Consider the following 16362-nt stretch of genomic DNA (forward strand, 5'->3'; position numbering starts at 1 on the left):
CCGCGTGGCCCTGACCCTCCCCGCCCTCCACCGCCCGGTCTTACGCGGGGCCCTGCCCGCGCTCGCGCAGCGCACCAGCCCGCTGGCCGCCGCCACCGTCCTGCTGGTCTGCGTGCCCACCGGCCAGAAGGACGTCGCCGCCGCCGTCCACATCACCGCCGCCGACCTCGCCTCGCTGGCCCTGGTCGCCCTCACCGCGTTCGACCTGCTGCGCGGACGCCTGCCCGCGATCAGCCGCACCGCCTGCGCCCTGTTCGGCGCGGTCGTGGTCGCCGCCGCCGTCGCCACCGTCGGCTCGATCGACCCCGCCGCGAGCGCCACCGGCTTCGTCCGCCTCACCCAGGTGTTCGTCCTGGTCCCCGCCGCCGTCCTCTGCTCCCTGCGCGACCGCACCGACCAGCGCCTGGTCCTCGGCTCCTTCGTGCTCGCCGCACTGATCCAGGGCGTGGTCGGCGCCAAGCAGTACCTCACCCACACCGGCGCCTCCTACACCGGCCAGCCGATCCGGGCCGTCGGCACCTTCGGCGCCCTCGACATCATGGCGATGTCCAGCGTGGTCAGCTACGGGCTGCTCGCCGCCCTCGCGCTCGGCCTCGCCGAGCGCGGCCCCGACGGCAACGCCCGGCTGCGCCGCGCCATGTTCGCCGCCGCCGTCTTCCTCGCCTTCCCGCTGGCCGTCTCCTTCAGCCGCGGCAGCTGGATCGCCACCGGCCTCGCCGCCACCGTGCTGCTGCTGCGCGTCGACGCCCGGCTGCTGGTGCGCGGCGCGGTCCTCGGCCTGGCCGCCGTGGTCGTCCTGGTCGGCGGCCTCGGCCTCGGCGGCTCCGGCGTCACCAAGCGGCTCAGCTCGATCGGCTCCGTCTCCGCCGCCCCCGACCAGTCCGTCTCCGACCGGTACGACCTGTGGTCCACCGCCGGACGGATCTGGCAGGACCACCCCGTGCACGGCGCCGGACCCAAGGCCTTCCAGCAACTGCGCGACAGCCACGCCCCGCTGCGGCTGTCCTCCGGCAGCGACGCCGCCGACGCCACCATCGGCTTCCAGCGCGAACCGCTGCTCTCCCCGCACAACATGTACCTCCTGGTGCTGAGCGAGCAGGGCCTGATCGGCATCACCGCCTACGCCGCGCTCTTCCTCGCCCTGCTGACCGGCTGCCTGCGCCACCGCCACGGCCCCGGGCTCGCCGCACTCGCCCTGCTCACCTGGGTGCTGGTCGACTTCCTGTACGCGGACATCGGCGGCGCCACCACCGTACTGACCTCCGTCGTCCTCGGCCTCGCCGCCCGCGCGGCCGCCCACCGACCCGAGCGTCCCGCCACCGGCCCGGTGGCCACCGGAGCGGCCCGGTGACCACCGACCCGCCCGCCGTCGTCGTCCCCTCCCTCCCGGCCCCCCGCGGCGCCACCGGCGAGGACCCGCCCGCCGAGCCCCACCCGGCCCCCCGGCGCGGCTTCCTCGCCAAGGCCTTCGGCATCACCGCCGTCCTCAGCGCCGCCGGCTCCGGCCTCGGCCTGCTGCGCGACCTCCTGCTGGCCCGCTACTTCGGCGCCAACCAGGGCACCGACGCCTTCCTGGTCGCCTGGACCGTCCCCGAGACCGCCGCACCGCTGCTGATCGAGGACGCCATGTCCTTCCTCATGGTGCCCGCCTTCGCCCTTGCCCTGGTGCTGCGCGAGGAGGACCCGGACGCCCCCGACCCGGTCCGCCAGCTGGTCCGCGCCACCCTGCCCTGGCTGCTGATCGCGCTCGGCGGCCTCGCCCTGGCCGTCGTCCTGGGCGCCCCGGAACTGGTCGACCTGCTCGCCCCCGGCCTCACCGACCCCGCCCTGGCCGTCACCTGCACCCGGATCACCGCGATCACCGTGCTGCCCTTCGGCGTGGCCGGCTACCTGGCCGCCGCGCTGCGCGCCCACCACCGCTTCCCCGCCCCGGCCGGCATCTACGTCGCCTACAACCTCGGCATCCTCGCCGTCCTGCTCTGCCTCCACGCCTACCTCGGGGTGCGCTCCGCCGCCCTCGGCGTCGCGGCCGGCAGCCTGCTGATGGCCGGTCTGCTGGTCGGCCCCTTCCTGCGCCGGCTGCGCCAGGGCCCGCCCGACACCGGCCGCGGCCGCCGCTCGCGCCGGGCCCTGGTGCTGATGCCGCTGGCCCTGCTGCCGGTGGCCGCCTTCACCCTCACCCGCCAGTCGCAGGTCTTCGTCGAGCGCTACCTCGGCTCGGCGCTGCCGCCCGGCACCATCTCGCACCTCAACTACGCGGCCAAGGTCTCCCAGCTCGCCATGACGGCGGGTCTCCTGATCTGCACCGTCACCTTCCCGCTGGTCGCCCGGGCGCTCGCCGCCGGGGACCTCACCGCCGCCCGCGACCGGGTGGAGAAGGACCTCGGCCAGGCGACGGCCGTCGTCCTGCTCGGCACCGCCTTCCTGATGGCGTGCGCCCCCTCGGTGGTCTCGCTGCTGTTCGAACGCGGCGCCTTCGGCCCGCACGACACCGCCGCCACCGCCGACGTCATCCGGGTGTACAGCTTCGGCCTGCCCGCCCAGGCACTGACCGGCGTGATGATCCGCCCCTACTTCTCGCTGCGCCCGGTGGTCCGCCGGGCCGACGACCCGGGCAGCGAGGACGGCCGCCGCCGGCTGCTGGACTGGTACCCGGCCGCCGCGATGGTGCTCGGCCTCGGCGTCACCGTCGCCACCGGCCTGCTCGCCACGCCCCGCTACGGCGCCCTGGGGCTGGCCGCCGGCAACGCGGCCGGCATCACCGCCGCCGCCGCCCTGCTGCTGCACGGCCTGGTGCTGCGGGGCATCCCGCTGCGGCTGCGCCGGGTGCTCGGCGGCCACGGCCGGCTGGTGGCCGCCGCCGCCGGGGCCGCCGTGCTCGGCGCCGCCGTCGCCGGACCGACCGCCGACCCCCTGCTCTCGACCCTCCTCGGGGGCCTCACCGTCGTGCTGGCCTTCGCGGCCCTCGGCACCGGGCTCGGCGCCCGCGAGGTGCGCGGCCCGGTCCTCGCCGTCGCCCGGGCGCTGGGGCCCGTCCGGAACCCGCCAACCGCCGCCGAAGAAGGGAAGCGTCCCGATGGACAATGAACGGGGCACCGTCCGTTCGGCCCGGGCGAGCGTCAGCAGCGCACCGCCGCACCGGGCACGACTGCCCAGGAGCCGCCACCCGGTCGGTGAACCGCCGATCCCCGGCTCCGCCTCGCCGTGGATCCTGATGTACCACTCGGTGGCGGTCGAGACGGAGGACCCCTACCGGCTCACCGTCAGCCCCGAGCGGTTCGCCGAACAGATCGCCTGGCTGCACCGGCGCGGCCGGCGCGGCGTCTCCGTCCGCGAGCTGATGCGGGCCCGCGCCCTCGGCCGGGACGACAGGCTGGTCGGCCTCACCTTCGACGACGGCTACGCCGACTTCGCCCGGTACGCGGTGCCGATCCTCCGGGCGTACGGCTTCACCGCCACCGCGTACGTGGTCGCCGACCTGCTCGGCCGGGACAACGACTGGGACACCGAGGGCCCGCGCAAGAAGCTGCTCACCGTCCAGGAGGTCACCGAACTCGCCGCCGCGGGCTGGGAGATCGGCTCGCACGGCCTCGGCCACCGGGCGCTGCCCGGCCTGCCCGCCGAGGCCCTCACCGTCCAGGCCCGGGAGAGCCGGCGCCTGCTGGAGGAGGCCGTCGGCGGCCCGGTCACCGGGTTCTGCTACCCGTACGGCGCCGTCGACCTGCCCGCCGCCCTGGCGGTGCGCGACGCCGGGTACGACCACGCCTGCGCCATCGCGCACTCCCCGCTCACCGGCCGCTTCGCCCTGCCCCGCTGCTACGTCGGCGACCGCGACGGCGCCTGGCGGCTGCGGGCCAAGCAGGGCCGGCACCGGCTGCGCGACGCCGTCACCGAGCTGCGCCACGCCCGCCGGGAGCCGCGGCCATGAGGGTGCTGCACATCGTCACCGGACTGGCCGCCGGCGGCGCCGAGCGCCAGCTCCACCTGCTGCTGCGACACCTGCCGGCGCACCAGCAGTGCGAGGTGCTCGCCCTGACCAACCCGGGCGCGGTCGCCGCCGCGCTGCGCTCCGACGGCGTCACCGTCCACCACCTCGACATGCGCGGCAACCGGGACCTCGGCGCGCTGCCCCGGCTGGTCCGGCTGGTCCGGGCCGGCCGCTACGACCTGGTGCACACCCACCTCTACCGGGCGCAGCTGTACGGCCGGCTGGCCGCCCGGCTGGCCGGGGTGCGCGCGGTGGTCTCCACCGAGCACTCGCTGCACGCCGGGGTGATCGAGGGCCGCCCCGTCACCCGGGGCGTCAAGGGCCTCTACCTGGCGGCCGAACGGCTCGGCAGCACCACTGTCGCGGTCTCCCGGCAGGTCGCCCAGACACTGCGTTCCTGGGGCGTCCCGCCGGCCCGGATCGAGCTGATCCCGAACGGCATCGACACCTCCCGCTACCGCCTCCCGCCCGCCGAACGGGCCGCCACCCGCGGTCGGGTGCGGGCAGAAATCGGCCTGCCGCAGGGGAGTTGGGCGGTCGGCGGGGTGGGCCGGCTGGTGCCCGGCAAGCGCTTCGAGGTGCTGGTCGAGGCGCTCCCCGGGCTCGACCCGGCCACCCGGCTGGTGCTGGTCGGCGAGGGCCCGGAACGCGCCGCGCTGGAGCGCCGGGCCGAGGAACTCGGCGTGCGGGAGCGACTGGTGCTCACCGGCGAGCGCGACGACGTGCCCGAACTGCTGGCCGCCCTGGACGTGCTGGCCGCCCCCTCCACCGCGGAGACCTTCGGCCTCGGCGTCCTGGAAGGCCTCGCGGCCGGACTGCCGGTGCGCCACAGCTCCTGTCCGGCGCTCGACGAACTACCGCCCAGCGCCGCCCCGCAGGCCCGCCGCATCCCCTCCGAGCCGGCCGCCTACACCGCCGCGCTGCGCGACCTGCGGCCGCTCAGCGGGCACATCGCCGACCCGCTGCCGCACCCCCCGGCCGTCGGCCACTACGACATCGCCCGGGTCGCCGCCGACCTGGGCGCCCTCTACGACCGGCTGGCCCGCGTCTGACCGCCCGCCACCGCCGGAACCGCCGTACCAGACCCAAGGAGCAAGACCCATGACCACACCGCGCCGAAGCGCCCGTCGCCTGGTCCGCCGCTGGTGGCCGGTGGTGCTGGCGGTACCGCTGGGCGCCGCGGCCGGCGCCGGGTACGCCGTCGTCTCGCCGCCGTCGTACGCCGCCAACGCCTACGTCCTCGTGGTCGCGCAGAACCCCGGGGAAGCCGCGATCGCGACCAACTTCGCCCAGGCGTACGGCCGGCTGGCCGGTCAGCCGCAGGTGCTCGCGGTCGCGGCCGCGGAGACCGGCCACACCCGGTCCGAGCTGGAGTCCCTGGTGCACGGGACGACCTCGCCGGACGCCCCGATGATCGAGCTCACCGGCACCGGTCGGCGCCCCCAGGAGGCCGCCCGGACCGCCGACGCGGTGGCCCGCTCGCTGGTCGCCTTCGCCAACACCAGCAGCAAGGACACCAACGTCCGGCTGGTGACGCTGTCCCCGGCCGCCGCGCCGGACAGGCCGACCACGCCCTCCGGGAAGCTGGACGTCGCGGTCGGCGGCGCGGCCGGGCTGCTGCTGGGCGCCCTGGTGATGATGAACCGCCGCCGGGGCGGCGCGGGGACGCCGGAGGCCGCCGGGAGTCCCGAGATGCCGCGGGTGCTGCGGGCCGCGCGGGCAACGCAGGCGGCGCAGGCCGCACAGGCCGCGCAGGCGGCGCAGCCCGCGCAGGAATCGGAGGCCCCCGCCGCCTCCGCGCCGGTGGCGGTCCCGACGACGCCGCGCCCGCGCCGAGAGGAGCCGGCCAAGGCCAGGACCGAGTCCGGTGGCGACTCCGCGCCCGGTGCCGAGGCCGGTGCCGAGGCCGAAGGGGCGAAGGCCGGGAGCGTGAAGGCCGAGAGCGTGACGGTCGGGAACGTGACGGTCGGGAACGTGAAGGCCGAGAGCGTGAAGAAGGGGAGTGCGAAGGCCGAGAAGAAGACCGTCGGGAAGCCCGGCAGGAAGCCCGGCGCCGGGGCCGCGGCGGCGGAGCAGCCCCCGGCCGAGGACCGGACCCCCGCGGTGGAGGAACAGCCCTCCGCCGTCGAGGAGCAGGCCCCCGCCGTCGAGGACCGGCCCGCCACCCAGGCCAAGGCGCCCGCCGGGAGCGCGCGATGAGCACCGAGACCCGCAGAAGCAGCCTGCCCGCCCAGGCGACGGCGCCGGCCTGGACCACCGAGCTCCACGGCGAGGACGACGCCCTGGACGTCCTCGCCGAGGAGTGGGACGACCTGGCCGGCCGCTGCCGGACCGCCACCTTCTTCCAGGCCGCCGACTGGCAGCGCTCCTGGTGGCGCCACTACGGCCGCCCGGGCAGCCTGCTCGTGGTACTGGTCCGCCGGGACGGCCGGCTGGTCGGCGCGGGCGCCTTCGTGCGCCGCGGCGGACCGTTCGGCGGCCTGACCGGCCTCGGCGGCGGACTGGTCGACTACACCGACGTCCTGCTCGACGACGAGTGCGCCGACCGGGCCGCCGCCGAGTTCGCCGCCGCGCTCCCGCTCACCCGCCCCTGGCACTGGCTGGAACTGCGCGAGGTGCACCCCGAGGCGGCGGTGCAGCGGGTGTACGCGCACTGGAGCGGCAGCCGCCGCCGCTACCGGGACTCGCTCTGCCAGTACCTGCCGGCCGTCCCGATGGACCGGCTGCTCAAGCGGGTGCCCGGCAAGACCGCCCAGCGCAGCCGGGTGAAGCTCCGCAAGATCGCCGAGGCCGGGGTGACGGTCCGCTCCACCCCGGCGGCCGAGGTCCCGCAGGCGCTGGACGGGCTGCTGCGGCTGCACTTCCTGCAGTGGCAGGCGCGCGGCGTCACGCCCGAGCACCGCACCGAGCGTTTCGCGAGCCACCTGACCGAGTCCACCACCGGACTGGTCGGCTCCGGCAGGGCCACCGTCCACCAGTTCCACCTGGACGGCCAGCTGGTCGCGGTGAACCTGCTGCTGCTCTGCCCGTCCTTCGGCGGCCTGTACATGTACGGGGCGCACCCGGTGCTGCGCGAGCGGCTGGACATCGCCGGGCTGCTGTTCAGCGCGGCGTTGGACGAGACGGTCGGCGCGGGCGTCCCGGTGCTCGGCCTGCTGCGCGGCCAGGAGCCGTACAAGCAGCGCTGGCGGCCGGACCAGCTGTCCAACCACCGGCTGCTGCTCGGTCCGGCGGGGGCGGCGCCGGCGGCGGCCGTCCGCGCCGGGGCGGTGCGGGCCCGGCAGGCGGCGGCGCACCAGCTGCGCACCCGCTTCCCCCGGCTCAAGGAAGCGCTGCTGGCCCGCCGCCGCAGCTGAGCGCTCAGTGCCGGGCGTGCGGCGCGCCCGTCGGCCGGCCCGTCGACTTGCCCTTCGCCGGACGGGCCGACGGGCTCGCCGTCCTGCTCGGCGCGGTGCTGCCCCCGGGCACGGCGGGCACGTCCGTCGCCGGGGTGGCCGTCGGCGCCGGTGCCTCCGTCGGTGCCGGCGTCGGCGCCCCCTTCGAACCGGACATCAGCTGCTTGAACATCGCCGCCGAGCGCGGATTGCGCTCGCACTGGAAGAAGCCGTGCGGACAGTAGTCGGTGACGGTCTGGTAGGCGGTGTCGTGGGTGCGGATCCAGTCGACCATCCGCTGCACGAACTCGGGGTTGTCGCCGTTGCGGAACAGCCCCCACTCCGGGTACGAGACCGGCTTGCCGCGCTTGGCGGCGAACTCCACCTGGTCCTGGAGGCCGTACGGCTCGCGCACGTAGTCGTCGAAGGTGCCGCCCGCCGGCTGGTCGTAGTTGTCCATGCCGATGATGTCGACCACGTCGTCACCGGGGTAGCACTTGGTCCACGGGACGGCGTCCAGGCCCCGGCTGGGGGCGAAGTCGAAGCGGAACCGCTGCCCGGGCACCGAGCGCATCACCCCGACGATCCGCCGCCAGTACGTCTTCCACGCGGCCGGGTCGGGCTTGCAGCGGTGGGTGTAGGTGGTGCCGTTCATCTCCCAGCCGAGCGTGAGCACGGTGTCCGCGCCGCCCAGCGCGACCAGCCGGCGCGCGAGCTTGAGGAAGTGCCCGTCGAAGTCCCCGCGCGCCCCCTGGGCCAGCAGGTCGGCGACCTCGCCGTCCGGCACCTTCGCCTCGCTGGGCACCAGCATGGGCACCCCGAGCACCAGCAGCCGGGACGGATCGGCCTGCCGCCACTGCGACCACAGGCCGAGCACCATCGGCTCGCCCTCGATGTCGCTCCAGCCGTTGCCCGCCAGATAGGTGTGGCCGACCTGCATGTTCGCGTCGCCCAGCCACTGCGCGTACCGGCCGATCTGCGGGATGTAGTCGTCCCAGGAACCGACGAAGGCACCGAACGGCGGCTCGTGGTTCGGCCGCTGGACCGGCGGGCGGGGGGCCGCGCCGCGGGGCTCGATGGCGTCCGAGGAGAGGGTGTGCCGTTCGGTCTGGCTGAACGGCGTCCCGGCCGGGACGCTGGCCGTGGCCATCAGCAGCAGGGTGGCGGCGGCCAGCGTCAGGCGGCCGATTCGCATGGTGCTCTCCTCCGGACGTCGCGTGGGCGGGGCGCACGGTCTCGGCGTGGACGGACCGTGGCGCCCCGCTCGCCGACAGTAGGCCCGAAGGGGGACGAAAAAGCCGAATGTCACCCTAAAGTGGGCGCCGATCGAACGCCGTCTGCCGCAAAGGCCGGCGACCCGCGGTCATGTATCAGCTTGGTAACGGTCCTGTCGGGCCCCCGTGGCCCGCTCCGCAACGCCCGGCGCGGCGGCCGGAACGCCGACGGCGCAGGTGGGCGGGTGGACGTGCGGGAAGGGCGCGCGGGGCTCGGCGGACGCCCGGCGGGACACGGCGACGGCGGAACCGGGCTGACTCGCGTGCCCGGTGAAAGGTACGCTCCGGCCGTGTCCTGGAAGCCGCTGCGTGTACTGACCCCCCGCTCGATCCTGCCTGCCTCGGCGGTGATGCTGGTCCTTGCGGCCGGAGCGGCGGCGCACGCGAACAAGCCGGTGCCGTTCGGCGACCGGGTCGCGGGACCGGGCGACGCCGGGGCGACACCGGTGAACTCCGAGTCGCTCAGCTCGGCCGACCTCGACCTGCGGGTCGGCCCCGGCCTGGAGGCCTTCCACAAGCGGACCGGCGAGCAGGCCTGGTCCTACCGCCGCGAGGGCGCCGAGGCGCTCTACCTCGCGATGGCCGGCGACAATGCGATCGTGGTCTGGGACGACGGCATGGTCACCTCGGTGCGCCCCGGCGACCACGAGGTGCGCTGGCACCGCGCGGTGCCGGGCCTGGCCGACTGGCTGCACGGCGACGGCGAGCCCGGCGCCGACAAGCGGACCGACGCCCAGCGCAAGGCGCTCGCCAAGCAGCGGGCCGCGGCCGCGCTGCACACCGTCCAGCGGGACGGCTCGCCCTGGCTGGCCCTGGTCACCCCGAACCTGACCATGGGCCTGCGCGACGCCGACGGCGACCTGCGCTACAACGACAAGCCCTCCGGCAGCTGCGTCTACGACCCGCTGCGCGCCGTCCACACCGACTACGCCGTGCTCATCCCGCGCACCTGCGGCAACAGCAGCGGGCAGGCCGTCTCCGGCGGCATCACCGGCTACCGGCTGGACAGCAACGGCTGGGCGATGAACACCGGTCCGACCGCCACGGTCAAGGTGCTGGACCGCAGCCGGGTGGAGATCACGGACGGCCCGATCGTCCCGCCCAAGGTGTTCGACACCAAGGCGGCCGCGCCCGAGACGGCCTGCGGCAGCGTGGACGCGCCGTTCGCGGCGGTCCGCCCGCAGGGCGGCTGCGCGGCGGACCCGTCGGTGAACCCGGCCGTGGGCGACCCGGCGGCCACCGGTACCGCGCCGGACGCCCCGGTGGGTACCGGCACCCTGCCGGACGCCCAGGCAGCCACCGGAGCGCCCGCGGGGGACCGGTCGGGCGCGCAGCCGCAGTAGCGGGGACGACCCGCGGACGACGGCCTTCGGCCCCGGAACCGGCGGGCGGCAGGCCGCCGGATACCCCGGGCCGGTACGCCTCCGAGGGTGACACGGGGCCCGGTAGACTTGCCGCCATGGCTATTTTCTCCGGGCAATAGCGGGCGGCGGCGCCAGGAGGGCCGCGCCGACCGCCGATGAAGTCCCCCTCACGCCAACCCGGCCCCGGGTCAGTCCTGCCCGGCCGCCCGCCCACGTCCCAGGAGCAGCTCCCAGCCATGATTTCCGCCAACGCCCTCGAACTGCGTGCCGGTGCCCGGATCCTGATCGAGTCCGCGAACTTCAAGGTCGCCGCCGGCGACCGGATCGGTCTGGTCGGCCGCAACGGCGCCGGCAAGACCACGCTCACCAAGGTGCTGGCGGGCGAGGGCCTGCCCGCCGCCGGTACCGTCACCCGTTCGGGCGAGGTCGGCTACCTCCCGCAGGACCCGCGCACCGGTGACCTGGAGGTCCTCGCCAAGGACCGCATCCTCTCCGCCCGCGGCCTCGACACCGTGCTGAAGAAGATGCGCGAGAACGAGGAGCGGATGGCCAACGGCAAGGGCGCCACCCGGGACAACGCGATGAAGAAGTACGCCCGGCTGGAGACCGAGTTCCTCACCAAGGGCGGGTACGCCGCCGAGGCCGAGGCCGCCACCATCGCCGCCGCGCTGGGCCTGCCGGACCGCATCCTCGGCCAGCCGCTGCACACCCTCTCCGGCGGTCAGCGCCGCCGGGTCGAGCTGGCCCGGATCCTCTTCTCGGACTCCGACGTGCTGCTCCTCGACGAGCCCACCAACCACCTGGACGCGGACTCGATCGTCTGGCTGCGGGACTTCCTGAAGACCTACAAGGGCGGCTTCATCGTCATCTCGCACGACGTCGACCTGGTCGAGACGGTCGTCAACAAGGTCTTCTACCTGGACGCCAACCGCTCCTGCATCGACGTCTACAACATGGGCTGGAAGCAGTACCAGCAGCAGCGCGAGGACGACGAGAAGCGCCGCAAGCGCGAGCGGGCCAACGCCGAGAAGAAGGCCGCGACCCTCAACGCCCAGGCCGACAAGATGCGGGCCAAGGCGACCAAGACGGTGGCCGCGCAGAACATGGCCCGCCGCGCCGACAAGCTGCTCTCCGGCCTGGAGCAGGTCCGGGTGAACGACAAGGTCGCCAAGCTGCGCTTCCCGGAGCCGGCCCCCTGCGGCAAGACCCCGCTGACCGCCAGCGGCCTGTCCAAGTCCTACGGCTCGCTGGAGATCTTCACCGACGTCGACCTGGCGATCGACCGCGGTTCGCGGGTCGTCGTGCTGGGCTTCAACGGCGCCGGCAAGACCACCCTGCTGCGGATGCTGGCCGGGGTGGAGCAGCCGGACACCGGCGAGGTGATCCCGGGCCACGGCCTGAAGATCGGCTACTACGCCCAGGAGCACGAGACGCTCGACCCGGACCGCAGCGTGCTGGAGAACATGCGCTCGGCCGCGCCCGACACCGACCTGGTGCAGATCCGCAAGATCCTCGGTTCCTTCCTGTTCTCCGGCGACGACGTCGACAAGCCGGCCGGGGTGCTCTCCGGTGGTGAGAAGACCCGTCTGGCGCTGGCCACCCTGGTGGTCTCCTCCGCCAACGTGCTGCTGCTCGACGAGCCCACCAACAACCTCGACCCGGCCAGCCGCGAGGAGATCCTGGGCGCGCTCCGCGAGTTCTCCGGCGCGGTCGTGCTGGTCACCCACGACGAGGGCGCGGTCGAGGCGCTCGACCCGGAGCGGATCATCCTTCTGCCGGACGGCGTGGAGGACCTCTGGAACCCGTCCTACGCCGATCTGGTCTCCTTGGCCTGACCGGAAGTAGACGCGAGATCCGCTTTTCGGATGAGAATATCTAGTCCTTTCGGCGTGTCCGGGAATGAAGTAGACCCGGATTCCGTTTAAGGACTTTCCGTCGGCCCGCCACTCGATCGTGGTCGGGCCGACGTTGCTGATCAGCCCTTTCTCGGCGAACGGCCGGATCCGCCAGGGGGCGTGCACTCTGCGTGAGCGCCCTGATGCGCTCGGATCACCACCGAAGGACCACGCATTTCCGACATCGACCTTGTCGAATGGGTGGCCAGGACGCGGTGGATGGGTGATCATGGGAATCTGACCGAGCAACGCTACGAGGAGGCACGGGTGGCCGAGACTCTGAAAAAGGGCAGCCGGGTGACCGGTGCCGCGCGTGAGAAGCTCGCGGCCGATCTCAAGAAGAAGTACGACTCCGGGGCGAGCATTCGCGCTCTCGCGGAGGAGACCGGTCGTTCGTACGGCTTTGTGCACCGGATGCTGAGCGAGTCCGGAGTGATTCTCCGGGGCCGCGGCGGTGCCACGCGGGGCAAGAACAAGGCGACTGCCGGGGCCGGTTCCTGACGGTTCGTCAGCCAGTGGCTGGATGACGCGGCGGCAGGGTGCCGGCCGAGGAGACGACAGCTGACCGTCAGCTGGGCGTCCGCCCTCGAGCCGTGCGGGCCGGCCGCCGATCGTCATGTCCGGGGTGAGGTCCTTCCCCCATTCTTCAATACCGTTCATTTCCCTTTCGCTCTTCGCCTCGCCGCGCATTCGCGCCTCGCGGGGCGTCGTGGAGTGCCGCAGGCCCCGTCGATCTCTCCGGGTCGGGAGCCCTGCCCAGGCGCGTCGAGTTTTGTTACTCTCCGGTAGCCAAGTCCCTCGCCACCGGAGGTCCCCGCATGACCGCTCCCGCCATCGACCCGCAGGCCCCGAGCTGGGAGCGGGACGGCGTCCGCCTGGAGATCGAGGGCGAACTCGCCGTCGTCACCCTGTGCCGACCCAAGCGGCGCAACGCCCAGTCGCCCGCGCTCTGGCGCGCCCTCACCGACGCCGGCCGCGAGCTGCCCGGCAGCGTCCGGGTGGTGCTGCTGCGCGCGGAGGGGGTCTCCTTCTCCGCCGGGCTGGACCGGGCCATGTTCACCCCCGAGGGCATCCCGGGCGAGCCCACCTTCCTCCAGCTGGCCGCCTCCACCGACCGGGAGCTGGACGACGCCATCGCCTCGTACCAGGAGGCCTTCACCTGGTGGCGCCGTCCGGACCTGATCTCCATCGCGGCGGTCCAGGGCCACGCCGTCGGCGCGGGCTTCCAGCTGGCCCTCGGCTGCGACCTGCGGGTGGTCGCCGAGGACGTCCAGTTCGCGATGAAGGAGACCTCGCTGGGCCTCGTTCCGGACCTGGCCGGCACCAAGCCGCTCACCGAGCTCGTCGGCTACGCGCGGGCACTGGAGATCTGCGCGACCGGCCGCTGGGTGGGTGCCGAGGAGGCCGCCGCGATCGGGCTGGCCAACCTCGCCGTGTCGGGCGAGGACCTGGAGGCGGCCGCCCGCGACCTCGCGGCGGCCCTGCTGGCCGCTCCGCGCGGGGCGGTGATCGAGACCAAGGCCCTGCTGCAGGGGGCCGCCGGGCGTTCCTTCGACGAGCAGCGTTCGGCCGAACGGGTGGCGCAGGCCCGCCGGCTGCGGGAGCTCGCCGGGATCGGCGACTGACCGCACGGCGACGACGCAGGGCCCGGCCCCGGGGGGACTTCCCCGGGGCCGGGCCCTTTTCTCCTGTGCGGGGTCTTTCGCGCGGGTCACCCGGGTGGGTCTCCCGGTGGGCCTCCCGCGTGGGGGACGGAATCTCTCGCGCAGGGGCGGGCGTCGGGGTGGGCTGCCGACGCTCGGGGGGCGGGGATCGTGGCGAAATGCCAGAGTTGGGGAGGTTTGCGATATAGCTGGTGCCGTACGACGGGAGAAGCGCCCATGCCTGACACTCCGACGCCCGCGACCATGCACAAGCACACCGGTGGTGGCAGCGCCCCGCCCTCCGGTCCGCCGGGTGCCGGCGGCGGTGCCAAGCCGGTGGGGGAGCGCGGCCGTACCGCGCTGGCCGTCGGCGTGGTGGAGAAGATCGCCGGCGTGGCGGCCCGCGAGGTCGCCGGAATCCACGCGCTCGGGTCCGGCCTCGCCCGTACCTTCGGCGCGATGCGGGACCGGGTGCCCGGCGGCAAGCCCAGCGTCGGGCGGGGCATCAAGGCCGAGGTCGGCGAGAAGCAGACCGCGATCGACATCGCCCTGGTGGTCGAGTACGGCGTGGTCATTCCCGAACTCGCCCGCCAGGTGCGGGAGAACATCGTCAACGCGGTCGAACGGATGACCGGCCTGGAGGTCGTCGAGGTCAACATCGCGGTCAACGACGTCCACCTCCCGGACGAACCGGAGTTCGAGGAGGAAGAGGAACCGGTGGCGCCGTCCGGGCAGCGGCCGAAGCTCAAGTAGCGCGTTCGGCGGCAGGTCGGGGCGTCAGGCCCGACGGAGTAGCGGGAAACGAGGGAGTAGCGGATGAACCTGGCCATCGTCGGCCTGGTGGTGGGCATGGCCCTCGGCTTCGCCGGGTACTTCGGCGGGTTCGCGGCCTTCCTGCTGGTGGCCGTGCTCGGGCTGGTCGGCTTCGTGATCGGACGCCTGCTGGAGGGCGACATCGAGCTGGGCGACCTCGGGGACCTGCTCCGCGGCCGCGACCGGCGCCGCTGATGACGGGCCCCGTGTCGGTTCCGGTCGTGGTCTCCCGTTCCGGGTCGGGTTCGGGGCCCGGTCACGGTTCGGGTTCGGGTTCGGGTTCTGTTTCGGGGTCGGGGTCGGGGTCGGGGTCGGCTTCGGGGGCCGGGTCCGTGCCGGGGCGTCGGGGGCGGCTTCGGATCGCCGACCGGGTGTACGCCGGGATCGCGGCTCGGGCCGCCCGGGAGGTGCTGGCCGAGGCCTGGCCCGCCGGGCGGGCGAAGGGCGCGCCGCCGCACGTCTCGGTGACCGTACCGGGGAGCACGGTGCGGGTCCGGGTGGCTCTTGAGCTGCCGTTCCCCTCGGACGTCGCGACGCTGGCCGGGGCGGTGCGGGCGCGGATCGCCGAGCGGGTGGCGGGGCTGACCGGGGTCAGGGTCTCGGAAGTGGTCGTCGTGGTCGAGAAGTTAATGACGGGGGGCGCTTCGTGAGCGCGCAGGCCCCTGAGGCGGAGGGGGCGCAGGGGCCGGAGGGGGCGCAGGGGTCGGCATCGGAGCTTCGGGCGGACAAGGTGCGACGGCCGCGGGCGCCCCGTACGGCTGCGGCGGCGTTGGTGGCGACGGCGGTGCTGGTGGTGGCGGGGGCGCTGCTGTACGACGTGATCGCCGTGCGGGTCGGGCAGCCGGCCCGGCGGTGGCGGGCGCAGATCGCGGACGAGCTGGCGACGCGGCACCTCGACGACCTGGCGGTCCTGGTGGGGGCCGGAGCGGCGACGCTGCTCGGCGGGTGGCTGCTGTGGCTGGCCGTCGCGCCCGGATTGCGGCGCTGGCTCGTGCTGCGGCCGTACGGGGGGACGAGCGCGGCCATCGACCGGGCCGGGGTCGGGCACCTGCTGACGGACCGGGCGGCCGGACTGGACGGGATCGACCACCTGCGGATCCGGGTCGGGCGGCGGCGGATCCGGATCTCGTTGGCGGGGACGGCGGAGCCGGCGTTGGTGCAGCGGCAGCTGCGGGACGAGCTGGGACGGGTGGGGCTGGGACGGCCGATGCGGCTGGACGTGCGGGCGGCGCGGGGGACCGCGCGTGTGGTGGGGGAGGAACCGGCGGGAGGGCCGGACCCGGGTGCCGGTGACCCGGGTGCCGGTACGGGGGCCGGGACGGCCGGCGGTGCGGGGGTGGCGGGGTGAGGCGGACGGTCGTCAACCGGGTGCTGCTGGGGGTGGTGGGGGCGGTGCTGCTGGGGGTCGGGGTGCTGGTGCTGGCGGGCGGGCTCGACCTGTACCGGAGGCTGGGCGTGCATCCACCGGACCGGTGGCCGCTCACCTCGCCCGATCAGCCGGTGGTCAGCGCGCGTTCGCGGGGGCAGTGGGTGGCGTCGGCGTGGTGGTGGCCGACGGTGATCGGCGGACTGACCGTGCTGGTGGCGGGGATGGTGTGGTGGCTGGTGGCGCAGCTGAGGCGCACCGGGCTGTCGAGCATCGAGGTGCCGACGCCGGGGGCGGGCGGGCTTCGACTGCGGGTCGGTGCGCGGGCGCTGGAGGAGGCGTTGGAGAACCGGACGGTGGTGCTGCCGCAGGTCGAGCGGGCCGGGGTGCGGTTGGTGCGGGCGCCGAGGCATCCGCAGCTGCGCGGTGCGGTGCGGTTGCGGCCGGGCGGGGATCCGGCCGCGCTGGTGGAGCACTTCGAGGACGGGCCTCGGGCGGATGCCTGCGGGAGCCTGCGGCTGGCGGCGCTGCCGGCCGATCTGCGGATCAGGGTCCTGCAGGCGGCCCCCGCCGAGCCGCGGCACGGACGGGGTCGGCGGGGGCGGCGGGGGCGGCGCCAGTCGCGGGTGGAGTAGTCCAGGAACG

At 74.8% G+C, this 16362-nt stretch carries 16 protein-coding genes; 15 read left to right on the forward strand and 1 reads right to left on the reverse strand.

Annotation, left to right across the window (positions count from 1 at the left end):
• Positions 1-4 precede the first annotated feature (4 nt).
• The 6 genes from ACZ6EM_RS16435 to ACZ6EM_RS16460 are packed head-to-tail and all read left to right on the forward strand — an operon-like array spanning position 5 to position 7344.
• Positions 5-1351 carry an O-antigen ligase family protein gene (locus ACZ6EM_RS16435; protein ID WP_465772599.1) on the forward strand — a complete coding sequence of 449 codons (1347 nt, stop codon included), beginning with the start codon at positions 5-7 and terminating at the stop codon, positions 1349-1351.
• Positions 1348-3087, forward strand: a complete 1740-nt coding sequence (locus ACZ6EM_RS16440; RefSeq protein WP_452178511.1) for a lipid II flippase MurJ — start codon at positions 1348-1350, stop codon at positions 3085-3087. Before ACZ6EM_RS16435 ends, ACZ6EM_RS16440 begins: the two co-directional genes overlap by 4 nt.
• Positions 3077-3928: a polysaccharide deacetylase family protein gene (locus ACZ6EM_RS16445; protein ID WP_465772600.1), complete on the forward strand. Its 852-nt coding sequence runs from the start codon at positions 3077-3079 to the stop codon at positions 3926-3928. The genes ACZ6EM_RS16440 and ACZ6EM_RS16445 overlap by 11 nt, the downstream gene beginning before the upstream one ends.
• Positions 3925-5040 (forward strand): glycosyltransferase, encoded by a 1116-nt coding sequence (locus ACZ6EM_RS16450; RefSeq protein WP_465772601.1) that lies wholly within the window; start codon positions 3925-3927, stop codon positions 5038-5040. The genes ACZ6EM_RS16445 and ACZ6EM_RS16450 overlap by 4 nt, the downstream gene beginning before the upstream one ends.
• Before the next feature lie 49 nt (positions 5041-5089).
• Positions 5090-6187, forward strand: coding sequence for a Wzz/FepE/Etk N-terminal domain-containing protein (locus ACZ6EM_RS16455; protein ID WP_465772602.1), 1098 nt, complete (start codon positions 5090-5092; stop codon positions 6185-6187).
• The gene (locus ACZ6EM_RS16460) at positions 6184-7344 is read left to right on the forward strand and encodes a GNAT family N-acetyltransferase (RefSeq protein WP_401053916.1); all 1161 of its coding nucleotides are present in this window, start codon (positions 6184-6186) and stop codon (positions 7342-7344) included. The genes ACZ6EM_RS16455 and ACZ6EM_RS16460 overlap by 4 nt, the downstream gene beginning before the upstream one ends.
• Before the next feature lie 4 nt (positions 7345-7348).
• Here ACZ6EM_RS16460 and ACZ6EM_RS16465 read toward each other — a convergent pair whose 3' ends face one another.
• Complete coding sequence (locus ACZ6EM_RS16465; protein WP_465772603.1) at positions 7349-8557, reverse strand: glycoside hydrolase family 26 protein; 1209 nt, start codon at positions 8555-8557, stop codon at positions 7349-7351.
• 369 nt (positions 8558-8926) lie between these two features.
• Here ACZ6EM_RS16465 and ACZ6EM_RS16470 point away from each other — a divergent pair, with 369 nt between their 5' ends.
• The 9 genes from ACZ6EM_RS16470 to ACZ6EM_RS16510 all read left to right on the forward strand — a co-directional run bounded on the left by ACZ6EM_RS16470 (position 8927) and on the right by ACZ6EM_RS16510 (position 16352).
• Positions 8927-9979, forward strand: coding sequence for a hypothetical protein (locus tag ACZ6EM_RS16470; RefSeq protein ID WP_465772604.1), 1053 nt, complete (start codon positions 8927-8929; stop codon positions 9977-9979).
• Positions 9980-10236: 257 nt separating this feature from the next.
• Positions 10237-11835, forward strand: a complete 1599-nt coding sequence (locus ACZ6EM_RS16475) for an ABC-F family ATP-binding cassette domain-containing protein (protein ID WP_359903323.1) — start codon at positions 10237-10239, stop codon at positions 11833-11835.
• A 327-nt stretch (positions 11836-12162) separates the two neighbouring features.
• A complete protein-coding gene (locus ACZ6EM_RS16480) occupies positions 12163-12396 on the forward strand; it encodes a helix-turn-helix domain-containing protein (RefSeq protein WP_030059940.1) in 234 nt (77 codons plus the stop codon).
• A 317-nt stretch (positions 12397-12713) separates the two neighbouring features.
• Positions 12714-13520, forward strand: coding sequence for an enoyl-CoA hydratase/isomerase family protein (locus ACZ6EM_RS16485; protein WP_465772605.1), 807 nt, complete (start codon positions 12714-12716; stop codon positions 13518-13520).
• A 282-nt stretch (positions 13521-13802) separates the two neighbouring features.
• Positions 13803-14291, forward strand: a complete 489-nt coding sequence (locus ACZ6EM_RS16490; RefSeq protein ID WP_401056407.1) for an Asp23/Gls24 family envelope stress response protein — start codon at positions 13803-13805, stop codon at positions 14289-14291.
• Between the two features lie 63 nt (positions 14292-14354).
• Positions 14355-14546 carry a hypothetical protein gene (locus ACZ6EM_RS16495; RefSeq protein WP_359903317.1) on the forward strand — a complete coding sequence of 64 codons (192 nt, stop codon included), beginning with the start codon at positions 14355-14357 and terminating at the stop codon, positions 14544-14546.
• Positions 14547-14722: 176 nt separating this feature from the next.
• On the forward strand, positions 14723-15001 hold the full coding sequence (locus tag ACZ6EM_RS16500; protein ID WP_401056405.1) for a hypothetical protein: 279 nt from the start codon (positions 14723-14725) through the stop codon (positions 14999-15001).
• A gap of 122 nt (positions 15002-15123) precedes the next feature.
• A complete protein-coding gene (locus ACZ6EM_RS16505; RefSeq protein WP_465772606.1) occupies positions 15124-15699 on the forward strand; it encodes a DUF6286 domain-containing protein in 576 nt (191 codons plus the stop codon).
• Positions 15696-16352, forward strand: a complete 657-nt coding sequence (locus ACZ6EM_RS16510; protein WP_465772607.1) for an alkaline shock response membrane anchor protein AmaP — start codon at positions 15696-15698, stop codon at positions 16350-16352. The genes ACZ6EM_RS16505 and ACZ6EM_RS16510 overlap by 4 nt, the downstream gene beginning before the upstream one ends.
• Positions 16353-16362 lie beyond the last annotated feature (10 nt).

It is taken from the genome of Kitasatospora sp. NPDC041917 (assembly GCF_055589745.1).

Excerpts from the sequence above, each read along its gene's own strand:
- ACZ6EM_RS16445 (WP_465772600.1), top strand. The coding sequence starts at position 3,077 with ATGGACAATGAACGGGGCACCGTCCGTTCGGCCCGGGCGAGCGTCAGC.
- ACZ6EM_RS16450 (WP_465772601.1), top strand. The coding sequence starts at position 3,925 with ATGAGGGTGCTGCACATCGTCACCGGACTGGCCGCCGGCGGCGCCGAG.
- ACZ6EM_RS16455 (WP_465772602.1), top strand. The coding sequence starts at position 5,090 with ATGACCACACCGCGCCGAAGCGCCCGTCGCCTGGTCCGCCGCTGGTGG.
- ACZ6EM_RS16460 (WP_401053916.1), top strand. The coding sequence starts at position 6,184 with ATGAGCACCGAGACCCGCAGAAGCAGCCTGCCCGCCCAGGCGACGGCG.
- ACZ6EM_RS16465 (WP_465772603.1), bottom strand. The coding sequence starts at position 8,557 with ATGCGAATCGGCCGCCTGACGCTGGCCGCCGCCACCCTGCTGCTGATG.
- ACZ6EM_RS16475 (WP_359903323.1), top strand. The coding sequence starts at position 10,237 with ATGATTTCCGCCAACGCCCTCGAACTGCGTGCCGGTGCCCGGATCCTG.
- ACZ6EM_RS16485 (WP_465772605.1), top strand. The coding sequence starts at position 12,714 with ATGACCGCTCCCGCCATCGACCCGCAGGCCCCGAGCTGGGAGCGGGAC.
- ACZ6EM_RS16490 (WP_401056407.1), top strand. The coding sequence starts at position 13,803 with ATGCACAAGCACACCGGTGGTGGCAGCGCCCCGCCCTCCGGTCCGCCG.
- ACZ6EM_RS16495 (WP_359903317.1), top strand. The coding sequence starts at position 14,355 with ATGAACCTGGCCATCGTCGGCCTGGTGGTGGGCATGGCCCTCGGCTTC.